At 66.9% G+C, this 19,085-nt stretch carries 18 protein-coding genes; 12 read left to right on the top strand and 6 right to left on the bottom strand.

Annotated elements, in window-relative coordinates; all coding sequences use genetic code 11:
• Positions 1-23: 23 nt before the first annotated feature.
• Both ACOQPP_RS14745 and bla read right to left on the bottom strand, forming a co-directional pair.
• Positions 24-1,331, bottom strand: coding sequence for an NAD(P)/FAD-dependent oxidoreductase (locus tag ACOQPP_RS14745; RefSeq protein WP_419167912.1), 1,308 nt, complete (start codon positions 1,329-1,331; stop codon positions 24-26).
• A 41-nt stretch (positions 1,332-1,372) separates the two neighbouring features.
• Entirely contained in the window at positions 1,373-2,818 is a 1,446-nt protein-coding gene (bla, locus tag ACOQPP_RS14750) for a class A beta-lactamase (RefSeq protein WP_419167911.1), read from the bottom strand.
• A 197-nt stretch (positions 2,819-3,015) separates the two neighbouring features.
• On the opposite strand from bla, the gene ACOQPP_RS14755 reads away from it, so the two are divergent.
• Complete coding sequence (locus ACOQPP_RS14755; protein ID WP_419167910.1) at positions 3,016-4,284, top strand: ArgE/DapE family deacylase; 1,269 nt, start codon at positions 3,016-3,018, stop codon at positions 4,282-4,284.
• Positions 4,285-4,303: 19 nt separating this feature from the next.
• On the opposite strand, the gene ACOQPP_RS14760 is transcribed toward ACOQPP_RS14755, so the two are convergent.
• Together ACOQPP_RS14760 and ACOQPP_RS14765 are read right to left on the bottom strand one after the other, a co-directional pair.
• Positions 4,304-4,699: a type II toxin-antitoxin system VapC family toxin gene (locus tag ACOQPP_RS14760; protein ID WP_419167909.1), complete on the bottom strand. Its 396-nt coding sequence runs from the start codon at positions 4,697-4,699 to the stop codon at positions 4,304-4,306.
• Positions 4,696-4,893, bottom strand: coding sequence for a hypothetical protein (locus ACOQPP_RS14765; protein ID WP_419167908.1), 198 nt, complete (start codon positions 4,891-4,893; stop codon positions 4,696-4,698). The genes ACOQPP_RS14760 and ACOQPP_RS14765 overlap by 4 nt, the downstream gene beginning before the upstream one ends.
• A 204-nt stretch (positions 4,894-5,097) precedes the next feature.
• Here ACOQPP_RS14765 and ACOQPP_RS14770 point away from each other — a divergent pair, with 204 nt between their 5' ends.
• The 11 genes from ACOQPP_RS14770 (at position 5,098) to ACOQPP_RS14820 (ending at position 16,237) form a co-directional block, all read left to right on the top strand.
• Positions 5,098-6,621, top strand: a complete 1,524-nt coding sequence (locus ACOQPP_RS14770) for an amidase (RefSeq protein ID WP_420636805.1) — start codon at positions 5,098-5,100, stop codon at positions 6,619-6,621.
• 63 nt (positions 6,622-6,684) lie between these two features.
• Positions 6,685-6,954, top strand: coding sequence for a hypothetical protein (locus ACOQPP_RS14775; RefSeq protein WP_419167906.1), 270 nt, complete (start codon positions 6,685-6,687; stop codon positions 6,952-6,954).
• Positions 6,951-7,340: a type II toxin-antitoxin system VapC family toxin gene (locus ACOQPP_RS14780; RefSeq protein ID WP_419167905.1), complete on the top strand. Its 390-nt coding sequence runs from the start codon at positions 6,951-6,953 to the stop codon at positions 7,338-7,340. Before ACOQPP_RS14775 ends, ACOQPP_RS14780 begins: the two co-directional genes overlap by 4 nt.
• Before the next feature lie 94 nt (positions 7,341-7,434).
• Positions 7,435-10,755: a WD40/YVTN/BNR-like repeat-containing protein gene (locus tag ACOQPP_RS14785; protein ID WP_420636806.1), complete on the top strand. Its 3,321-nt coding sequence runs from the start codon at positions 7,435-7,437 to the stop codon at positions 10,753-10,755.
• 499 nt (positions 10,756-11,254) lie between these two features.
• A complete protein-coding gene (locus ACOQPP_RS14790; protein ID WP_420636807.1) occupies positions 11,255-12,349 on the top strand; it encodes an IS630 family transposase in 1,095 nt (364 codons plus the stop codon).
• Between the two features lies 1 nt (position 12,350).
• Positions 12,351-13,685, top strand: a complete 1,335-nt coding sequence (locus ACOQPP_RS14795; RefSeq protein WP_419167902.1) for an Eco57I restriction-modification methylase domain-containing protein — start codon at positions 12,351-12,353, stop codon at positions 13,683-13,685.
• Positions 13,672-13,977, top strand: coding sequence for a hypothetical protein (locus ACOQPP_RS14800; RefSeq protein WP_419167901.1), 306 nt, complete (start codon positions 13,672-13,674; stop codon positions 13,975-13,977). The genes ACOQPP_RS14795 and ACOQPP_RS14800 overlap by 14 nt, the downstream gene beginning before the upstream one ends.
• Before the next feature lie 219 nt (positions 13,978-14,196).
• Positions 14,197-14,664 carry a BsuBI/PstI family type II restriction endonuclease gene (locus ACOQPP_RS14805; protein ID WP_420636808.1) on the top strand — a complete coding sequence of 156 codons (468 nt, stop codon included), beginning with the start codon at positions 14,197-14,199 and terminating at the stop codon, positions 14,662-14,664.
• Positions 14,665-14,796: 132 nt separating this feature from the next.
• A complete protein-coding gene (locus tag ACOQPP_RS14810) occupies positions 14,797-15,120 on the top strand; it encodes a helix-turn-helix domain-containing protein (RefSeq protein ID WP_419167899.1) in 324 nt (107 codons plus the stop codon).
• Positions 15,117-15,962 carry an ImmA/IrrE family metallo-endopeptidase gene (locus ACOQPP_RS14815; RefSeq protein ID WP_419167898.1) on the top strand — a complete coding sequence of 282 codons (846 nt, stop codon included), beginning with the start codon at positions 15,117-15,119 and terminating at the stop codon, positions 15,960-15,962. The genes ACOQPP_RS14810 and ACOQPP_RS14815 overlap by 4 nt, the downstream gene beginning before the upstream one ends.
• A gap of 5 nt (positions 15,963-15,967) precedes the next feature.
• The gene (locus tag ACOQPP_RS14820; protein ID WP_419167897.1) at positions 15,968-16,237 is read left to right on the top strand and encodes a HigA family addiction module antitoxin; all 270 of its coding nucleotides are present in this window, start codon (positions 15,968-15,970) and stop codon (positions 16,235-16,237) included.
• Positions 16,238-16,297: 60 nt separating this feature from the next.
• On the opposite strand, the gene ggt is transcribed toward ACOQPP_RS14820, so the two are convergent.
• Both ggt and ACOQPP_RS14830 read right to left on the bottom strand, forming a co-directional pair.
• Complete coding sequence (gene ggt, locus ACOQPP_RS14825; protein ID WP_420636809.1) at positions 16,298-17,890, bottom strand: gamma-glutamyltransferase; 1,593 nt, start codon at positions 17,888-17,890, stop codon at positions 16,298-16,300.
• Positions 17,891-18,088: 198 nt separating this feature from the next.
• Positions 18,089-19,024 (bottom strand): hypothetical protein, encoded by a 936-nt coding sequence (locus tag ACOQPP_RS14830; RefSeq protein ID WP_419167895.1) that lies wholly within the window; start codon positions 19,022-19,024, stop codon positions 18,089-18,091.
• Positions 19,025-19,085 lie beyond the last annotated feature (61 nt).

The raw sequence follows: 19,085 nt of genomic DNA on the forward strand, positions 1-19,085 counted from the left end.
ATCACCGGTCGGCCGACGACAGCTCAGCCGATGACGGAGTGGGAGGAGTCCGGATTCATCGTCCGGAGCCGGCTGAAGAAGCCGAGGTCGCAGCTCCGTCTCGTATATTTCATGTGGAACTGGACCGGGTTCGCGTCGTGATCCCGTCCGTCCTCGACCTCCTGGATGAGTTCGGCCATGAGTTGGCCCGCCACCGGCGCGTTCTTGAACTGGTTCCCCGATGTCCCCACCGCCATATAGAAGCCGGGCAGATCCGACTTGTCATAGATGGGGATCCAGTCGTCCGACACGTCGTAGAGATCGACGAGGCCCTGGCGCGCCTCCGGTATGGGCAGCCCCTTCACGCGCTGGGCCTCGCGCAGCACCTGCGTCCTCCACTGGTAACTGAACGTATTGTCATAGTCGTCGGGGTCGTCGACCCACTCCAGATTGTCGCAGGGCGGATCCTCGGAGCCGATGAGGATGTGGTTCCCCACTTCCGGCCGCGAATAGCACCCGATGTCGCTGTCCGAGATCAACATCCCGACCACGTTATAGTCGACGCCCTCCGGCGCCGGGACGTGGCACACCTCCTGCTTGAGAGCCCGCGTCCGGATGTTCATCCCCTCCTCGACCCCCGCCATGCGGTTGATGACGAAGGAATGCGGCCCGCCGACGTTGACCACGACCGGCGCCCGGATCTCGGAACCGTCCTTCAGCCGGACGCCCCCGACCCTCCCATCCTCCCGCAGGATCTCCGTCACTTCGGTGTTGAAGCGGAACTCGCCGCCGCGCGCCTCGCAACCGAGTTGCACGTTGTGACAGCACAACTGGGGGTCGTCGATGTAGCCGGATTCGGGGATATAGAGGGCCCCGGCCACGTTGCCGCCCGAGGGCCGCCCGAAGCCCGGGTCCTCCTCCGTCAGGGGGGGACCGAACTGCCGCGTGTCGAGGAAGGAAAGCTTCTCCCGCATCCCCGCGGCGTCGAGGTCCTCGTACGCGACGTGAAGCTCGTCGAGACTCTCCATCACTCTCTTCAGGTAGTGGTTCTTCTCCGTCTTCGTCACGAGGCAGCCCGTGCTCACATAGCGCGCCAGCCCCGACGGATCGGGCACGCCGACGTACTTCCCCCAGTCGAGCCAGTAGAAGTAGGACTCGCGCGCCATGGCCACGCCGTCCGGCGTCGAGTAGTGGAGACGGATGATGGCGCAGGTGTTCGATGTCGAGCCGTATCCGGCGGCGGGGAGCTTGTCGACGTTCAGCGTCCGGAACCCGCGCCTGGCCAGTTCGAGCCCGGTGCAGACGCCGATGACGCCGGCGCCGATGATGATCGCGTCGTAGTCCTTCGACATTTCGTCCCTGTTCCTCCTCGCCGGACGCGCGCTCGCCCCGCTCAGCGGCCTTCGACCTCTCCGATGCGCTCGTAGACGGCGTGCGACACCCGTTCGTTACCGTCCGCGTCGGTGCTGCGGTACTCGTTGTCGATCCGGTTCCCATCCTCCGACAGGACGTTGATGATGACCTGCGTGACCTGGCCATCGCGACGGCTCGTGATCCGGTTCGTGAACTCGTCGACGACCTCCACCGCCGTCTCGACGCCCTCCCGGCCGGTCACGGGCCGGAATGCGCCGTCGAACATCGTGTCGTAACTCCACTTCGACTCCCCGCCGCGGGAGTTCGTGGACTCGACGGTGATCTTCATCCCGCCGTCTCCCCAGGGCTCGTACGTCATGACGTTGAGCGACGGGGGCGGCGCGTCGGAGCGCAGCTTCCACACGCCGTAGCGGGGGTTGTCGCGCCGGGCGGCCACGTCGGCTGGAGCGCCCGGGTTGAACAGGAAGTAGTCGTAGATGGCGCGGGAGATCTGGGTGATCGTCGCCTCACGCACCGGGACCGGCCGCCCGGAATCCTTCACGAACACCACCGTGAGCACGTGCCCGGCCCCGTCCGGGAGATAGATGTACCCGACATCGTTCGTCGTGCCGCCGATCGTGCCCGTCTTGTGGCCGACTTGCGTGCCGGGAGGGAGCACGCCCTTGATGCGCCCGGCGCCGGTCTGCACGCGCAGCATGACGTCCTTGAACACCTCCGTATTCTTCGAGCCCAGCGCCTTCCCGGCCCAGGTCATGGCCAGCAGGTGGGCCATGGCGCGGGGCGTCGACGTGTCCCTCGTGTCGGTCGAGAACGCCTCCCGGGCCGCATCCCGCTCCGGGGCCGAGACTCCGCCCGCCCGGTCGCGGAATTCCGCCACCGAGATCCGCCCGTCCGCCGGGGTCTCCACGCCGGAATAGTCCCCGATGAGGACCGAAGTCGGACGGTTCACGCTCAGGCCCTCCACCCCCAGCTCGCTCATGCGGGCGTTCACCGCGTCCGGGCCGCCGGCGGCCGTCAGCGTGAGGTCCGTCGCGCTGTTGTCGGAGATGAGGAGCATCAGCTCGAGCAGGTTCCGGAGGGAAAGCGACACGCCGGGGTCGTCGAACAGGTTCGAGATCGTGCCGCTGCCCGGGTGGATGTCCGGGGGCTCCAGTTCGACCATGTCCGCGAGCGTGATCTCGCCCCGGTCGACCCGGGTCAGGAGCTGCACCGCGATCGGGACCTTGTAGGTGGACGCCATCGGAAAGCGCTCGTCCTCGTTGAACCACACGGCGCGGCCCGTCTCGAGGTGGACGGCGCCCACGCCAACGGTACCCCCGCTGTTGGGGGCGAGACGCTCGATCTCGGCCAGGAGGCGGCCGAGTCCGGCGTCGCCCGCCGGCATCACGGACTGCGCGGTGACCGGAAGCGCGGACAGCAGTCCCACCGCCAGGGTCGCGAGGGCAAGGGATGTGCGGAGGCGCATGCGTCGTGCTCCTTGTGTGGTCCTCATGGTCTCGACAGCGTCCGGCCACTCGCGGCCGGCATTGCCGTACGGTAGCCATTGCGGAAGACGGGGACGAGACCGCCTCCGGCCGGATCGCCGGGACGGCCTGACTCGTGACATACTCCGCACATCCCGGGACCACCGGAAGCCACTAAAGCGAAAGGACGCGCGACGCGATGACGCCCGAAGAACGGCGGGCCGCCGAGGCGGTCGATGCAGAGCGCCTGTTCCGGCTTCTCGGCGACCTGATCGCGATCGAGAGTGTCGCGAACCGCGAGACTCCGGCCCAGGAGCGGGTGGCCGAAGAGATGCGGGCCATCGGCCTTGAGACCGACGTGTGGGAGATCGATTTCGAGCGGCTGCGTCGCCATCCCGTCTACACGGCGGATGTCGAGCGTCACGAGGGACTCGGCGTCGTCGGGACGATGGGTCACACTGACGGCCGCGGGGAGGGTCGCACGCTCATCCTGAACGGCCACATCGATGTCGTCCCGGCCGGCGAGACCGAGCGCTGGACCCACCCGCCGTTCGAGTTGACGCGCCATGCCGGGCGCCTGTTCGGCCGCGGCGTCGTGGACATGAAGGGGGGGCTGTGCTGCGCGCTTGAGGCGGCGCAGGCGCTGCGCGATGCGGGCGTGGATCTGGACGGGGCGCTCCAGATCCAGAGCGTGATCGGCGAGGAGGACGGTGGTTCGGGCATGCTGGCCACGATCGAGCGGGGCCACACGGGGGACGGCGCCATCGTCGTCGAGCCGACGCAGTTCGTGATCGCACCCGCGCAGGCCGGCGCGCTCAGTTTCCGGCTCACCGTCCCGGGGCTCGCCGCGCACGGGGCGCTGCGGGAGGAAGGCGTGGACCCGGTCGAGAAGTTCATCCCGGTGTTCCAGCGGCTCCGTGCCCTGGAAGCGGCCCGGAACCGCGACGTGGCCGACCCGCTGTTTCGCGCGGGGGCTTTGCCTTACGCCCTCACGATGGGACGGCTGCGGGCCGGCATCTGGCCCTCGACCGTGGCGGAGAATCTCGTTGTGGAGGGCCGCTTCGGCGTCGCGCCCGGGGAGGACCTCGCCGCCGCCCGCCGGGCGCTTGAGGACGCCGTGGCCGAGGGCGCCGACGGTGACGCCTGGCTACTCGACCACCCGCCCGCAGTCGAATGGGTGGGGGCGCAGTTCGCCGCCGCCCGCACGGACGAGAGCGACCCCGTCGTGAGCGCTCTGGCCGGCGCCGTGCAGACCCTCGGCGGCACGGAGGCACGTCTCGGGGGCATGCGCTACGGTGCCGACATGCGGCTCCTCGTCAACCAGGGCCAGGTGCCCACGGTGCTCTTCGGCCCCGGCGATGTCCGCACATCGCATCGCCCCGACGAGAGCATCCGCGCCCGGGACCTCGTCGAAGCCGCCCGCATCCTCGCCGTCACCGCGATCCGCTTCTGCGGCCTCCGGCCGTGACGGAAGGGTCACACCGCTATCAGGTGACGAGCAGGGTGCCGATCCTGGCGATCTGCTCGAAGTGTCCGTCGCTCGTCAGCACGGTGGATCCCGTGTGAGCCGCGCAGGCCGCAATCCAGGCGTCGTTCGTGGGAATCGGTGTCCCGGCCCTTCTCAGGTCGGCCACGATCTCGGCGTAACAGCGGGCGACGGTGTCATCGACCGGCACGACCTCGACCGGTGCCGCCGCGAGGAAGTCCGACAACTCCGTCTCGTTGCGCGTTCTGTGAGCGCCACCAAGGAAACCGAACCGGAGTTCCCCCAGCGTGACGGCCGGTACGCCCACCCAGATGGCCCGGTCCAGGATGTTCGCGATTCGTTCGCTACCCCTCCGCAGGCGGCTGTAGGCCGTGGTGTCCAGGCAGTAGCGGCTCATTCCCACATTTCCGGGTCGATCTTCCCGAAATCGCGGGTCGCGGCCTCGAATGCCCGGAATTCCGCGTCGGTCCAGCCCCCGGCGAAGCGTCCCAGTCCGTTGGACCGAAGGATCCCGACACCCAGACTCTGCTGGAGAAGGTCCAGCACCGTCTGGTTAAGGGACGTCCCGCGCCGCCGTTTCTCTTCGTTCAACGCGCGCCCTAACTCCGCCGGCAAGCACACTGCCTGCGATCAAGTGTGGGATTGCGCCCTTCCGGTCGGATCACGTCTCAACAAGGTTCAGACTGCGTAGCTTCATCAACGGCTGCCCAATTCAAGTTCCTCCAAACAGGTGCTGCCATGTCTGCTCGGACTTCGGTTGGAATCAGGTTTGCCCTCTCGTTCGCCTTGGTGCTCATGGCGCGCGGAAGCCCGCTCGAAGCGCAGAGCTTCGCGGTCGAGGAGGCGACGATCGCGGAGGTCCACGCGGCCTTCCAATCGGGTGGCCTCACCTGTGAGGGGCTCGTCCAGAGCTATCTGGACCGCATCGAGGCCTACGACCAGCAGGGGCCGCGGCTGAACGCGATCGCGACCCTCAATCCTGCGGCGCTCGAAGAAGCCCGCGGCCTCGACGCCGCGCTCGAGGCTGCGGGGCTCACCGGACCGCTTCATTGCATCCCCGTCCTGCTCAAGGACCAGGTCGAGACCCGCGACATGCCCACGACTTTCGGGTCCGCGCTCTTCGAGGACTTCGTGTCGGGGCGGGACGCGACCATCGTCACCCGCATGAAGGACGCCGGCGCGCTCATCATCGCGAAGACGAACATGGGCGAGTTCGCCTCGCGCTACGTCGGGTCGGGGTTCGGGATCATCCGCAACGCGTACGATCCGCGGCGCAACCCGAGCGGTTCCTCCGGCGGCACCGGGAGCGGCGTGGCCGCCAACTTCGGCATGATCGGCATCGGCGAGGATACCGGCGGCTCCATCCGCGGACCGGCGGCCGTGGTCTCGCTCGTCGGTCTCCGTCCCACGCTCCCGCTGGTGAGCCGCTTCGGGATGATGCCGGCCAACCCGACCACTGACACCATGGGCCCCATGACCCGCACCGTGACGGACGCGGCCGTCCTGCTCGACGTCATCGCCGGCTACGACCCCAACGACCCCGTGACGGCGTACTCGGTGGGAGAGGTTCCGGATTCGTACACCGACGGTCTGGCGGCCGACGCTCTGGCCGGCGCCCGGCTCGGGATCATCCGCGACCCGATGGACCGCTCCGTGGACACAGCTTCGGACGGATTCGAGCAGGTGCGCGCCCGGATCGAGGCGGCGATCGGCGCGCTGAGCGAACTGGGGGCCGAAGTGATGGACGTGGATGTCCCCGGAATCGAGCGCGTGGCCGCCGTCTTCGGCCTCAACTCCTACGAGACGGAGGAGGCGACGGACGCCTACCTGGCCGACCTCCCCGACGCCCCCCACCGGACGCTCGCCTCGATCCTGCTCAGCGGCCGGGTCAATCCGTGGCGGGCCCGCGGCATGGCGGATCTCCTCGGGAAGACGACCCGCGACCCCGGCTATCTCGAGTACCTGCTTGCCCGCGAGCAGGTTCGGCAGGACGTCATCGCGACGATGGCGGAGCACGACCTCGACGCCCTCGTCTACGCCACCTTCGACCATCCGCCCGACCTGATCGCCGAGGACGTCGAGACGAACCCCGCCCCGGCCGACCGCTACGCGCTCGGCGACAACCGCTCGCTGAGTCCGCTCACGGGCTTCCCGGCGCTCACCGTCCCGGCCGGATTCACGCCCGACGGCCTGCCGGTGGGTATCGAGTTCCTGAGTCGCCCCTTCACGGAGGCCATGCTCCTGCGCTTCGGCTACGCGTTCGAGCAGGCGACGCACCACCGCCGGCCCCCGCCTTCGGCGCCGCCGCTTGGCGGTTGATGCCATCGGCATGCATCACTAAGTTCTGCTTGCACAACTATATTGCACAACCGGAGAGAACGCATGTCGCGGATTCACTTCGTCGTCAAGGAAAGCGCCAAGATCCGCTATCAGGCCGAGGCGGAGCGTGAGGGAAAGTCCCTCGGTCAATGGCTGCGTGAAGCGGCCGACGAGAAGCTGGCCGTCGCGCGTCCACGCCTGTTCACCGTCGAGGAACTCCGCGAATTCAACGCAGAGTGCGATGCACGACGTTCCAATGAGCCGGAGCCCGACTGGCCCGAAGTGAAGCGTATGATCGCGGAATCGAAGATCTCCGGGTTGGAGATCACGTGATCTTCGTTGACGCGAACGTGTTCATTCACCACGTGGGTCGGAAGCATCCGCTGCGCCGGGAGGCACGCGAACGCATCTCTCACTCCCTGAGTGAGGGTGAGCATCTTGTCACGTCGGCGGAAGTCCTCCAGGAACTGCTCCATTTCTACCTCCGGAGCCGACGGGTTTCCGCGCTCAACGACGCGTTCACCCTCGTGGAAGCCTGCATCGACGAAGTCTGGGCCGTGGAACAGTCAGACATCATGATGGCTCGCCACCTCGTGACCCGACATCCCGGCCTCGAGGCCCGGGATCTTGTTCACCTCGCCTGTTGCCTCCGGCGAAAGGCTCGAGGCCTAATGACTTTCGATCGGGGCTTGGCGGCGGCCTGGAATCCCAAAATGTAGGCTCTCCGGCCTGTTTGGAGCGGGTCCGCCGTCTTAGCGTACCTGCGGAGTCTCCGCTGGCGGACGGTACAGAAGTTTGGAGGAGAGGATTCCCATGAACGACTCACCAGGGCGAGCGCACACGATCGTCGGTTTGGCCATGCTTCCGGGGCTGCTGGGACCCATGCTGCCGGTGCAGCAGGAGGTTCGGGCCCAGGAGGTCGACCAATCGCTGGCGACGGAGGTCGTCGCCGGCCTCCCGCTGCGCGAGATCGGCCCGGCGGTCATGGGCGGCCGCATCGCCGATATCGCCGTGCACCCGCACCGGAGCAGCACCTGGTACGTCGCGGCCGGCTCCGGCGGACTGTGGAAGACGACCAACGCGGGCGTGACGTGGGATCCCGTGTTCGAGGACCAGCCCGTGTACTCGATCGGCGACGTCGCGATCGATCCAAACAACCCGGACGTGATCTGGGTGGGGTCGGGAGAGAACGTGAGCGGCCGGCACGTGGGCTGGGGGGACGGCGTCTACCGCAGCCGCAACGGCGGGGAGACGTGGGAGAACGTCGGACTCCGCGACTCGCAGCACATCGGGAAGATCCTCGTCGATCCGCGCGACAGCCGCGTCGTGCTGGTCGCGGCCGAGGGGTCGCTGTGGGCTCCGGGCGGCGTCCGCGGCGTCTACAGGTCCACCGACGGCGGCGACTCGTGGACGCTCGTGCTCGGGATCGACGAGAACACCGGCGTCACCGACATCGAGTTCGCGCCGGGCGATCCCGATGTCGTCTACGCGGCGGCCTACGAGCGGCGGCGGAAGATCTGGGGACACCTCGCCGGCGGGCCCAACTCGGGCATCTACAAGTCCACCGATGGCGGCGAGAACTGGCGCCGGATCACGGCGGGCCTCCCGATGGGCGACGTGGGGAAGATCGGACTCGCCGTCACCCCCGCGAACCCCGAGGTCGTGTACGCGACGATGGAGGCGGGAGACGACGAGCGCGGCTTCTACCGGTCCCTCGACAAGGGGGAGGGCTGGGAGAAGCGGAACTCCTACATCTCCGGAGGCACGGGTCCTCACTACTACCAGGAGATCGAAGCCTCGCCGCACGACGCCGACGTCGTGTACCAGATGGACGTCTTCATCCAGGTCACGCGGGATGGGGGGGCGACGTTCGGCAACCTGGAGACGGGGAGCGAGAAGCACAGCGACAACCACGCGCTTTGGATCGACCCCGGGGACGGGCAGCACCTGATCGTCGGCACGGACGCCGGGCTGTACGAGAGCTTCGACGACGGCCGTACCTTCCGGCACTTCCCGAACCTGCCCATCTCCCAGTTCTACAAGCTGGCGCTCGACAACGCGACGCCGTTCTACAACGTGCTGGGCGGCGCGCAGGACCTCGGCACGCTGTGGGGACCCGCCCGCACCATGAACGTGGAGGGCGTCCGCAACCGCGACTGGTACGCGCCCATGGGGGCGGACGGGTACGCGGTACAGATCGACCCGAGGGATCCCGACATCCTCTACCTGCAGACGCAGCAGGGGAACCTCTACCGCTACGACCGGGGGAGCGAGGAGGCGCTCGACATTCAGGCGCAGCCCGCGCCCGGCGACCCGCCCGAGCGCTGGAACTGGGACGCGCCGGTCCTCATCAGCCCGCACGACGCCGACCGTATCTACCACGGCTCGCAGCGCGTGTGGCGCTCCGACGACCGAGGCAACTCGTGGACCGCGATCAGCGGCGACCTGACGACGGACGTGAACCGGTACGAACTCGAGTTCATGGGACGCGTGTGGAGCGTCGATGACCTCATCGACAACGGCGCCATGTCCAAGTACGCCACCCTCACCGGGATCTCGGAATCCCCGGTCGCCGAGGGCGTCATTTACACCGGGAGCGACGACGGGCTCATCCACGTGACGGAGGACGCGGGCGCCACCTGGCGGCGGGCCGCGGAACTGCCCGGCGTCCCGGAGCGGGCGTTCATCAACGACGTGGAGGCCTCGCAGCACGACCCGGCCACCGTGTTCGCCGTCGCGGACAACCACAAGGAGGGCGACTTCCGGCCGCTCGTGTTCGAGAGCAACGACAGGGGCCGGACGTGGCGCTCGATCTCAGGAGACCTGCCCGCCGGGACGACCGCGTGGGCGATCGAACAGGACCACCTGAGCCCGAGCCTCCTCTTCCTCGGAGCGGAGTTCGGCATGTACGTGAGCGTGAACGGCGGCGCCAACTGGCATGTGCTCCCCGGCCCCACGATTCCGCACCGGGACGTGGAGATCCAGCGGCGCGACAACGACGTGGTCGGTGCCACGTTCGGTCGCGGCTTCTACGTGCTGGACGATTACACCCCGCTGCGAGAGTTGGCGGACGGCGCGATGGCCGGCGGCGCCGTGGCCGACGGGGGGGCGCTGTTCCCGGTTCGGGACGCGTGGTGGTACATCGCGTCCGTGCCCATGCAGGCGCGCGGGAAGCCGACGCTGGGGACGGATGACTACACCGCGCCCAACCCGGACTTCGGCGCCACGCTGACGTACTACCTGCCGGAGACGCTGACGACGGCAGGCGAGGCCCGCCGGGCCGTCGAGCGGGCAGTGCGAGACCAGGGTGGCGATGTGGCGTTCCCCGGCTACGACGTGCTCAACGAGGAGTCGACGGAGAGCGGTCCCCGGGCCCTGATCGCGATCGCCGACGGCGACGGGCGGACCGTGCGCTGGGTCGCCGGTCCCGCGGGGAAGGGGCTGCATCGCGTGAGTTGGGACCTGCGGGCTCCCGCGCCCGATCCCATCGACCTCACCGTGCCCGGGTTCACGCCGCCCTGGGTGGGCCCGCCGCGGGGACCCCTCGCCGCGCCGGGCGACTACTCGGCGCAACTCATCGTCGTCACGGCCGAAGGTGCCCGGGAGGTCGGTTTGCCACAAACCTTCACCGTGGAGGCGCTGCCCACGGCCGAGGCGGGGACGGACTTCCGGGCCGTCGTCGCCTTCCAGAGCGAGGCGTCGGAGCTGATGCGCCGCATCTCGTCTGCGGGTGAGGAACTCGGCCGCGCCCGGGACCGGCTCCGTCACATGCGGGCCGCGCTCCTCGAGGCGCCCGCCGCCCCGCTCGCCCTGTTCGGCGACCTCGACGCGCTCGACAGCCGGCTACAGGGGTACGCGATCCGGCTCTTCGGCGACCCGGCCCGGCAGCGATTGAACGAATCCACCGTGCCCTCGATCTCGAACCGCGTGGGACGGGTGATCGGAGGCCACTGGGACACGCGCCAGATGCCGACGGCGACGCACCGGCGCAACCTGGAGATCGGCGAGACGGACTTCGGCGCGTGGCTGGCGGAGTTCGAGGGCTTCATGTCGGGCGACTTCATGCGGGCCGAGGCAGCGCTCGAGGCCGCCGGCGCCCCCTGGACCCCCGGTCGGCGCCTCCCCGGGGGCTGAGGGCTAGAGCACCGCGCGGTTTGCCCTACTCAACCTTCGACGAGTACGGTATGGAAGTTAACGGTCCGATGACCTTCGGCCCCAGGTTTGAAGCGGTTGAGTTGGGAGGCAGGGTAGAGGCGAGGCGGGGATGACGGTTCAGCAGCACAGTACAAAACGGATCGAAGCTCGCACCCGCGAATCCGATGTTGTGGCCATGCCGGTGCCCAGACAGGGAGAGCGGCCTGCGGCATACGCCGACCGAGTCGGTGAGTGGTACGTATCGCGCAAATCGGCTCGGCACAGGAAGGACCACGGGCTCTACCTAACGCCAGTACCCGTCGCCGACTTCATGGCCGTCAAGATTGCCTCGAGAACAGGTCGGGTTCGCGTCCTAGATCCGGCCGCCGGGGCCGGGGTCCTTTGCTGCTCTGCCGTCGAATCTCTCGTCTGTCGCGATCTAGTGTAGTGCCGCTAAAGAGCGATGTACATAACGTTGAGGGGGTGCTATCTTTCATGCATGCCCAAGATACGAAGGATCCGATTGCGACCCGGGGACCGCAGGGAGCTCGAGAGCTGGGTTCGGGCCCGCACGACCCCGCAGCGGCGCGTCGAGCGCGCCCGGATCATCCTCGGCTCGGCCGACGGCCTGTCGGCCCGGGCTCTACGCCGGGAGGTGGGCGTCTCGCCGCCGACGGTGAAGCGCTGGCTGGACCGGTATGAGGCGGACGGTCCGGCGGGACTGGAGGACCGGCCCCGCGCGGGGCGTCCGCGAACGAGCATCACGCCGGAGGTGGAGGCGGAGATCGTGCGCCGGACGCTGGAGGAGAAGCCTCCGCGGGGGACGCACTGGAGCACGCGCCTGATGGCGGAGGCGGCCGGGGTGCACCACAGCCAGGTGGGGCGGGTGTGGCGCGCGCACGGGCTGAAGCCCCACCTCACGCGCACCTTCAAGCTCTCGACCGACCCGGAGTTCGTGGAGAAGCTCCGCGACGTGGTGGGGCTGTACGTGGACCCGCCGGAGCGGGCGGTCGTGTTCGCCTTCGACGAGAAGAGCCAAATCCAGGCGCTGGACCGCACGCAGCCGGGGCTTCCGTGGAAGAAGGGCCGGTGCGGCACGATGACGCACGACTACAAGCGCCACGGGACGACGACCCTGTTCGCGGCGCTGGACGTGGCGACCGGGGAGGCGATCCACAAGTGCATGCCCCGCCACCGGCACCGGGAGTTCCTCCGCTTCATGGCCGAGGTGGAGACGCGGGTCGATCCGGAGCTGGACCTTCACGTCATCCTCGACAACTACTCGACGCACAAGCACGGGAGGGTGGAGGCGTGGCTGGAGAAGCACCCCCGGGTGAAGTTCCACTTCATCCCCACGTCGTCCTCGTGGCTCAACCTCGTCGAGCGCTTCTTCTCGGAGCTGACGCAGCGCCAGCTCAAGCGGCTCGCCGTGACCGGCGTGAAGCAGCTGACCGACACGATCGCGGCCTACATCGACGACCGGAACCGGGACCCGGCGCCGTTCAAGTGGACCGCCGCCGTGGAGGACATCCTGGCGAAAGTGAACCGTGCGAACTCCACTTTAGCGGCACTACCTAGGCCCGAAGCACGTTGAAGTGGTCGCCTTCGAGATCGACCAAGACCTCATCGCGCCCCTCAAAGCAGTACTAGCCTACCTAGTGGATTGGGTTCGGGCGTCAGCCGACCGCGAGGTGACCGTTCGCGTCGAGGCAGTCGACTTCATTCTCTCCAACGCTGAAGCTCTGCGTTCAGAGGATGACCTCTTCACAGCTGACCCGCGAGCCTCCGATTTCGATGTCGTAATCTCCAACCCGCCATACTTCAAGATCAGTAAGACCGACCCGCGCGCGGTCGCTGCATCGTCGGTCGTTCATGGCCAGCCGAATATTTATGCGCTCTTTATGGCGGTGAGCGCGAGGCTCCTACGCGACGGCGGTAGCTTCGTATTCATCGTGCCCCGTAGCTTCGCGTCGGGTCCGTACTTCCGACGCTTCCGAAAAGTGTTCTTCGACCAAGTTCGACCAGCCGAGATTCACTTATTCGAATCGCGGCGCGCTGCCTTCAGACGCGATGAAGTGTTGCAGGAAAACCTCATCTTCGCAGGCCTTCGGGAATCCCGCTGGCACGGGAACCATGCAGTCTCGTCCATCGCCATTTCTACAAGTGCTGGAGTAGACGATCTTAGCCATGCGGATCAGCGTACCGTTCACGCCACTCGGATTCTTGACATCACCTCCAGGGACAGGGTCTTACGCCTGTCACCGGACACGACAGCGGATGGGATCATTGCGCTCGTAGATTCCTGGCCGAACAACCTTCGGACCCTGGGACTCAATATCTCCACGGGCCGCGTCGTCCCATTCCGCGCGCGACCGCTGATCCGAACGAAGGGCAACGTACCCGCAACCCATGTGCCCTTGCTCTGGATGAACCATGTGCGGGCGATGCGAACTACTTGGCCACTGAGACGGCACAAGCCGGAATACATCGCAAGATCCGGCGCGCGGTCCCTGCTCGTCCCCAACCGAAACTACGTTCTCTTGCGCCGTTTCAGCGCAAAGGAACAAGCTCGCAGGCTGACGGCTGCCCCTTATCTTGCGGGCGATCTCGCAGTCCCGGCAGTGGGGTTCGAGAATCACCTGAACTACATTCATCGACCCGGCGGAGATCTTTCTGTAGACGAAGCGTGGGGGTTGGCGGCTCTCTACAATAGCCAGTTACTCGACACATATTTCAGGACCATAAGCGGAAACACGCAGGTGAGTGCTACGGAGATGCGGGCCATGCCGCTTCCATCACGGGAGACAATCAGGGCTCTTGGCAGGCGGGCAAGGCGCCTTCCGGACCGAACGCGCGGTCTGGAAGAACTCGTTGCCGCTCTTGTGCGGGCACCGGGGAGCGGAGGAAGCAGGGCCGTTGGCAACGATTGAGGAGGCCCGGGAAATCCTTGCGGCGCTCGGTATGCCAACGGCCCAGACGAACAAGATGTCTGGACTCACGTTGCTGGCATTGTGCGGCCTCACACCCAACGAGCCTTGGTCGGACACGAGCCGGAAGCGGTGCACCGTGACCAAGAGTATCATGAGTCACGTCAAGGACCACTACGGTATTGAGTACGCGCCCAACACCAGAGAGACGTTCCGGCGGCAAGTGCTTCATCAGTTCATACAGGGCCGGGTCGCCGATTACAACCCGTTCGAACCGGACCTTGCCCACGAATAGCCCACGTGCCCACTACGCGGTCACGAAGGCGGCGTTGAGGGCCGTACAGGCATACGGTGGGGATGGGTGGCCGAACGCAACCGCAAGATTCCGCAGCGAGCAGGGATCCCTTCAAGAGCGTTATGCGCGAGACCGAGACCGGGCGATGATCCCGGTTGCAGTTGGCGACGGTAACGAACTAAGGCTTTCTCCGGGGAGGCACAACTGGCATCTTCATCAATGATCACGACAAGCTTCCAGACGTCGTGCTCTGCCGCGGAGCTACAGAAGGCAATCGTCGAGCAGTTTGCGCCACGCTTTGCGCCCGGTGCCCAACTGCTGTATCTGGGCGATACAGCGAAGAAGGATCTGTTCGTTGACGGCGTAACGCTGCAAAGACTTGGCATCTTCATCAATGATCACGACAAGCTTCCAGACGTCGTGCTCTATGACGCCGAGCGAAATTGGCTGTTCCTAGTGGAGGCCGTGACGTCACACGGTCCGGTGTCGCCGAAGCGCGTCCTTGAGCTTGAGGAGATGTTGGCCGCGTGTCCCGTAGGCACCGTCTACGTGAGTGCCTTTCCTGACTTCCGGGAGTTTCAGAGGCACATCAAGCACATCTCTTGGGAGACGGAAGTGTGGGTGGGTGAAGTGCCAGATCACATGATCCATTTCGACGGAGACAGGTTTCTGGGGCCAAGGACGTGACAAAGCAAGCGCACGAAGAGGGGAAGGCCGGTTTCAGTTCATGTCACGTTAGGGTCCCCAGGGCAGTCCGGCGGCACGACCACGTCGCCGGAGTTCCGACAGGTATCCCGCAGCTTGAAGCTAGGCGCCCGAGTGCAGGAGATACGTGAGGACCAGGGCCTCACGCAGACAGAATTCGCCGAGTTGGTCGGGACGTCGCAATCAACGATTTCCCAGATCGAGGCTGGCGAGCGGAACCCGTCGTACAACATGCTCCGCAGACTCGCGTCCGCACTGAACGTTTCCGTAGGGTACGTGTTGGGGGAGACCGAGGTCAGCGATCTGAGGCCAGAGGAGGAAGCACATTTTCGTGAATACCGTAGTCTCTCAGAGGGTGCCCGTCGTCAACTCAGCCAGTACGCGCAGTTTCTCCGGAAGACACAAGGCATCGATACGGCGGAGGACGGAGAAGGGTGAATTCGGAAGGCCTCCGGTTCGCACGCCGGTTCCGCCAAGCCCTTGAGCTTAGGGACGTGCGGCAATGCGATCTGACCGAAATCGCCGCCGCGGACGGCATCGAGGTCATCGATTTTGACGACCCGGACCCCGGGTGTACGGCGTGCCTCCTCCCGAACCCTCACGGCGATGGGGGGGCGATTTTTCTCAAGCCCGGTCAGAATACGGGCCGCCGTCGTTTCTCAATCGCTCATGAGCTTGCCCACTACCATATCCCCACGCATCGAAGAAGAGACCGCCGCTGCAAGGAGTCGTCGCTCCAAGCGACCCGGGGCTTCGGCGGTGAAGTGGAGTGGGAAGCCAATTCGTTCGCAGCTGAACTCTTGATGCCGGCCAGGTTATTCAGAGCAGACGCGCGAGAACTCGGTGTGAGTTTCGAGGCCGCCTATCAGCTAATGTCCCCTGACGGATACAGCGTCTCTGCCACTGCCGCCGCACGTCGAATCGTGCAGGTGTCCGAAGAGAGTTGCGCGCTCGTTGCAACCCGAAATGGATCCGTCGAGTGGCAGGAGCGCTCTAACTTCTACTACCGCATGGCTACCCATGGACAGCGTATTCGCGGCGGTACGTTGGCGGCGGCCGTGACCCGCCGAGAGCCGGCCAATTCCCGTTGTGAGCGCGTGGACGCGGCCGAGTGGCTCGATGATCCACATGCATGTGAAGTTACCCTCCTCGAGAGTACGCATGCCATCCCAAGTCTGGGGCAGGTCCTGTCACTTCTCTGGGTGCCGGATGCCGACGGCCGAGTCGCGCCGGGATCGGTCGCGCGTTCTCCTAAAGATCGTCGACTACCATTAGGGTGAGTGAGATGTCTCCGAACAAGCTGGCGCCCATACATCCCGGCGAGGTGCTGATGGAAGAGTTCCTGGAGCCGCTGGGAGTCAGTCAGCATCGCCTGGCGACGGACATCGGTGTAGCTCCCGGCCGGATCAACCAGATCGTGCACGGTAGGCGCGCGATCACCGCGAATACGGCGCTGCGGCTCTCGCGCTACTTCGGGACTTCGGCGAGGTTCTGGCTCAATCTCCAGACGGGCTACGATCTTGATGTCGAGAGAGAGAGAACCCGCTGTCCGTGACGCCCCTCCGGGCTGATAAGGGATCCTGAGCAGCGGGGGTGTTGCCAAGGCCTGCTGGCCTCAGTGGCCGATGGCGAGTCCGTCCTTGCGGGGGTCTGACGCCCCGGCCCAGCCGCGCTCCAGTTTCATGACGAGCTGACCGCCGCCGAACGAGGCGCTCTCCCAGTCGACGAGTTCGTGGCCGAGCGCACCCATGCCGGCTTCGAGTCCGTCGGTCAGTTGCTCGACCGCGACCCGCAGGCCGCCCATGTGCCGGAACCGGGCCGCGTCGATCGCCTGCTGCGGGTCCATCCCGAACTCGATCATGTTGAGGATGACCTGCGTGTGCCCCTGTGGCTGCATCGAGCCGCCCATCACCCCGAACGCCATGAGCGGTTCGCCATCCCTCGTCACGAACCCCGGGATGAGCGTGTGGAAGGGCCGCTTGCCCGGCGCCACCTGGTTCGGGTGTCCGTCCTCGAGCGTGAAGCCGGCACCCCGGTTCTGGAGCACGAAGCCCGTCCCCGGGACGACCACGCCCGAGCCGAAGGCCCCGTAGATGGAGTGGATGAACGAGACCATGTTCCCGTACTGGTCCGCGACGGACAGGTAGATCGTCTCGGTAGCCGTCGCGAACTCGCCGGGCTCGACCCGCTCGGCGGCCAGCGCCGGGTTGATGAGTGCTCTCCGCGCCGCGAGGTAGTCGGGCTCGATCAGCTCACGCGGGTCGATCTCCATGTGGTCGGCATCGGCCACGTGCCGGGCCAGGTCGGCGAACGCGACCTTCTTGGCCTCGATGAGGTGGTGAAGGTACTCCGGCGAGTTGTGGCCCATGCCGGCGAGGTCGAACGGTTCGAGCAGCCCGAGCATCTGCAGCGCCGCGACGCCTTGGCCCGCGGGAGGAAGCTCCCAGAGCGTCCAGCCCTCGTAGTCGACCGACAGCGGTTCGATCCACCTCACTTCCATGGCCGCCATGTCGGCCGGCGTCAGGTACCCGCCGAGTTCGGCCAGCCCTTCGGCCACCCGCGTGCCCAGCGCCCCGCCGTACATGGCGGATGGGCCTTCCTCCGCGATCGTGCGCAGAGAGCGCGCGAAGTCGGGGTTCCGGAACCACTCGCCCGCTTCGGGTGCCCGCTCGCCATCGATCAGGTACGTCGCCGCGGCACCGGGGTCCGCCTGAAGCTTGCGCAGCTGTTCCTGCCACTGGCGAGCGATGATCGGTGTGACCGGGAACCCCTCCTCGGCGAGCGCGATGGCGGGGGCCACGAGTTCCGCCAGCGGCCGACTCCCGTAGGTCTCGTTCAGCGCGCCCCAGCCGGCGATCGCGCCCGGCACGGTGACAGCGCCCGGCCCCGAGCCCGGCACGCGATCGTAGCCGTCGGCCCGGATCCGCTCAGGCGTCATGTTCGTCCCGGCCCGGCCTGTGGCGTCCAGGCCCACCAGCCGGCCTTCTTCCGCCGACCAGAAGAGCGCCCACAGGTCGCCGCCCAGCCCCGTCATGTGCGGCTCGACGAGCGACAGTACGGCGGAGGCGGCGACCGCCGCGTCGAAGGCGTTGCCTCCCTCCTGCAGCACCCGGAGCGCGACGCTCGATGCCATGGGCTGGCTCGTCGCGACCATCCCGTTCGGCGCGTACACCGTCGATCGCCCCGCCATGGACGCGGGAGCACTCATCGCTGCCTCCTGCTGTGACGGGTCTCGCAGGCTTTCCGCGTCCGCGGTCCCGCACCCCGTGGCGGTGACGACGGTGAGGGTGGAGACGAGAGTCGTGGAAACATCGCGAGTACGCATGATTCGCCTGATCCCGCTGGGGTGAACTCCGGCCGGGCTACGTCGCGCAACGTGGACGCGGATTCCGGTGCCGCCCGCACACTACGGTCTCCACGCGGCCATGGCATCCCATCGCGGGTTGCGTGTGATGTTGACCGGGTCCGATCCATCGGCGCGCATCGCGTAGATCTCCGAATTCCCCTCCCGCTTGGTCGAAAACAACACGTACCCTCCGTCCGGCGACCAGCGCGGCAGTTCGTCCACCCCCGCGATGCGCGAGAGGTTCGTCTGCCCGCTCCCATCCGCGCGCATCACGTAAATCTCGGCGTCGCCGATGTCCCGGGACGAGGTGAAGACGATCCTCGATCCGTCCGGCGACCACGACGGCGACCGCGCCCCGCCTTCCACGGGAAGCCGCGCGAGCCCGCTCCCATCGGGGGCCATCGTCCACAGCGAGAACACCTGGCCACCCTCGCGGTCCGATGCGAACAAGATGCGGCTTCCGTCCGGGGACCAGTCTGGATCGACATCGAACGACGCCGGGCTGCGTGTGATGTTGACGGGGTTCGACCCATCGACGCCGATCACCCAGATGTCGGGGTCACCCGTCCGCTCGGACACGAAGACGACGCGCCTCCCGTCCGGTGACAGGCGCCCGGAACGGTCGTTCGCGGAATCCCGCGTCACCGGCCTCGGGTTCGAGCCGTCCGCGCTCATGAGGTAGATGTCGGGGTTCCCGTCGCGCCAACTCGTGAACACGATCCCCGACCCATCCGGGGTCCAGCTCGGCTCGAGGTTGGTCTGCCCTTCGATCGTCAGCGGCGTCTGACCGGTCCCGTCCGTCTTCGCCACCCAGATGCGCATGTATCTCTCGCGGATCGAGGTGAAGACGATCTGGCCGTTCGGAACGGGCTCGGGAGCCGTGGCGTCCCCGCAACCGAGCACCACCGAGGCCAGCGCCGCGGCAAGAACCCCTCGTCGGCGCCAACCCCCGCGCCGGGAGTGGGAAAACAGCCCGTTTTCCTTCCATCCGCTCATGACGGTTGCCAGTCCTCCCGGGCTCAGCCTCGGTCGCTCGCGTCCCGCCGGCCCGATGGCT

This window comes from Candidatus Palauibacter sp. (assembly GCF_965222475.1).
Classification (GTDB): Bacteria; Gemmatimonadota; Gemmatimonadetes; order Palauibacterales; family Palauibacteraceae; genus Palauibacter.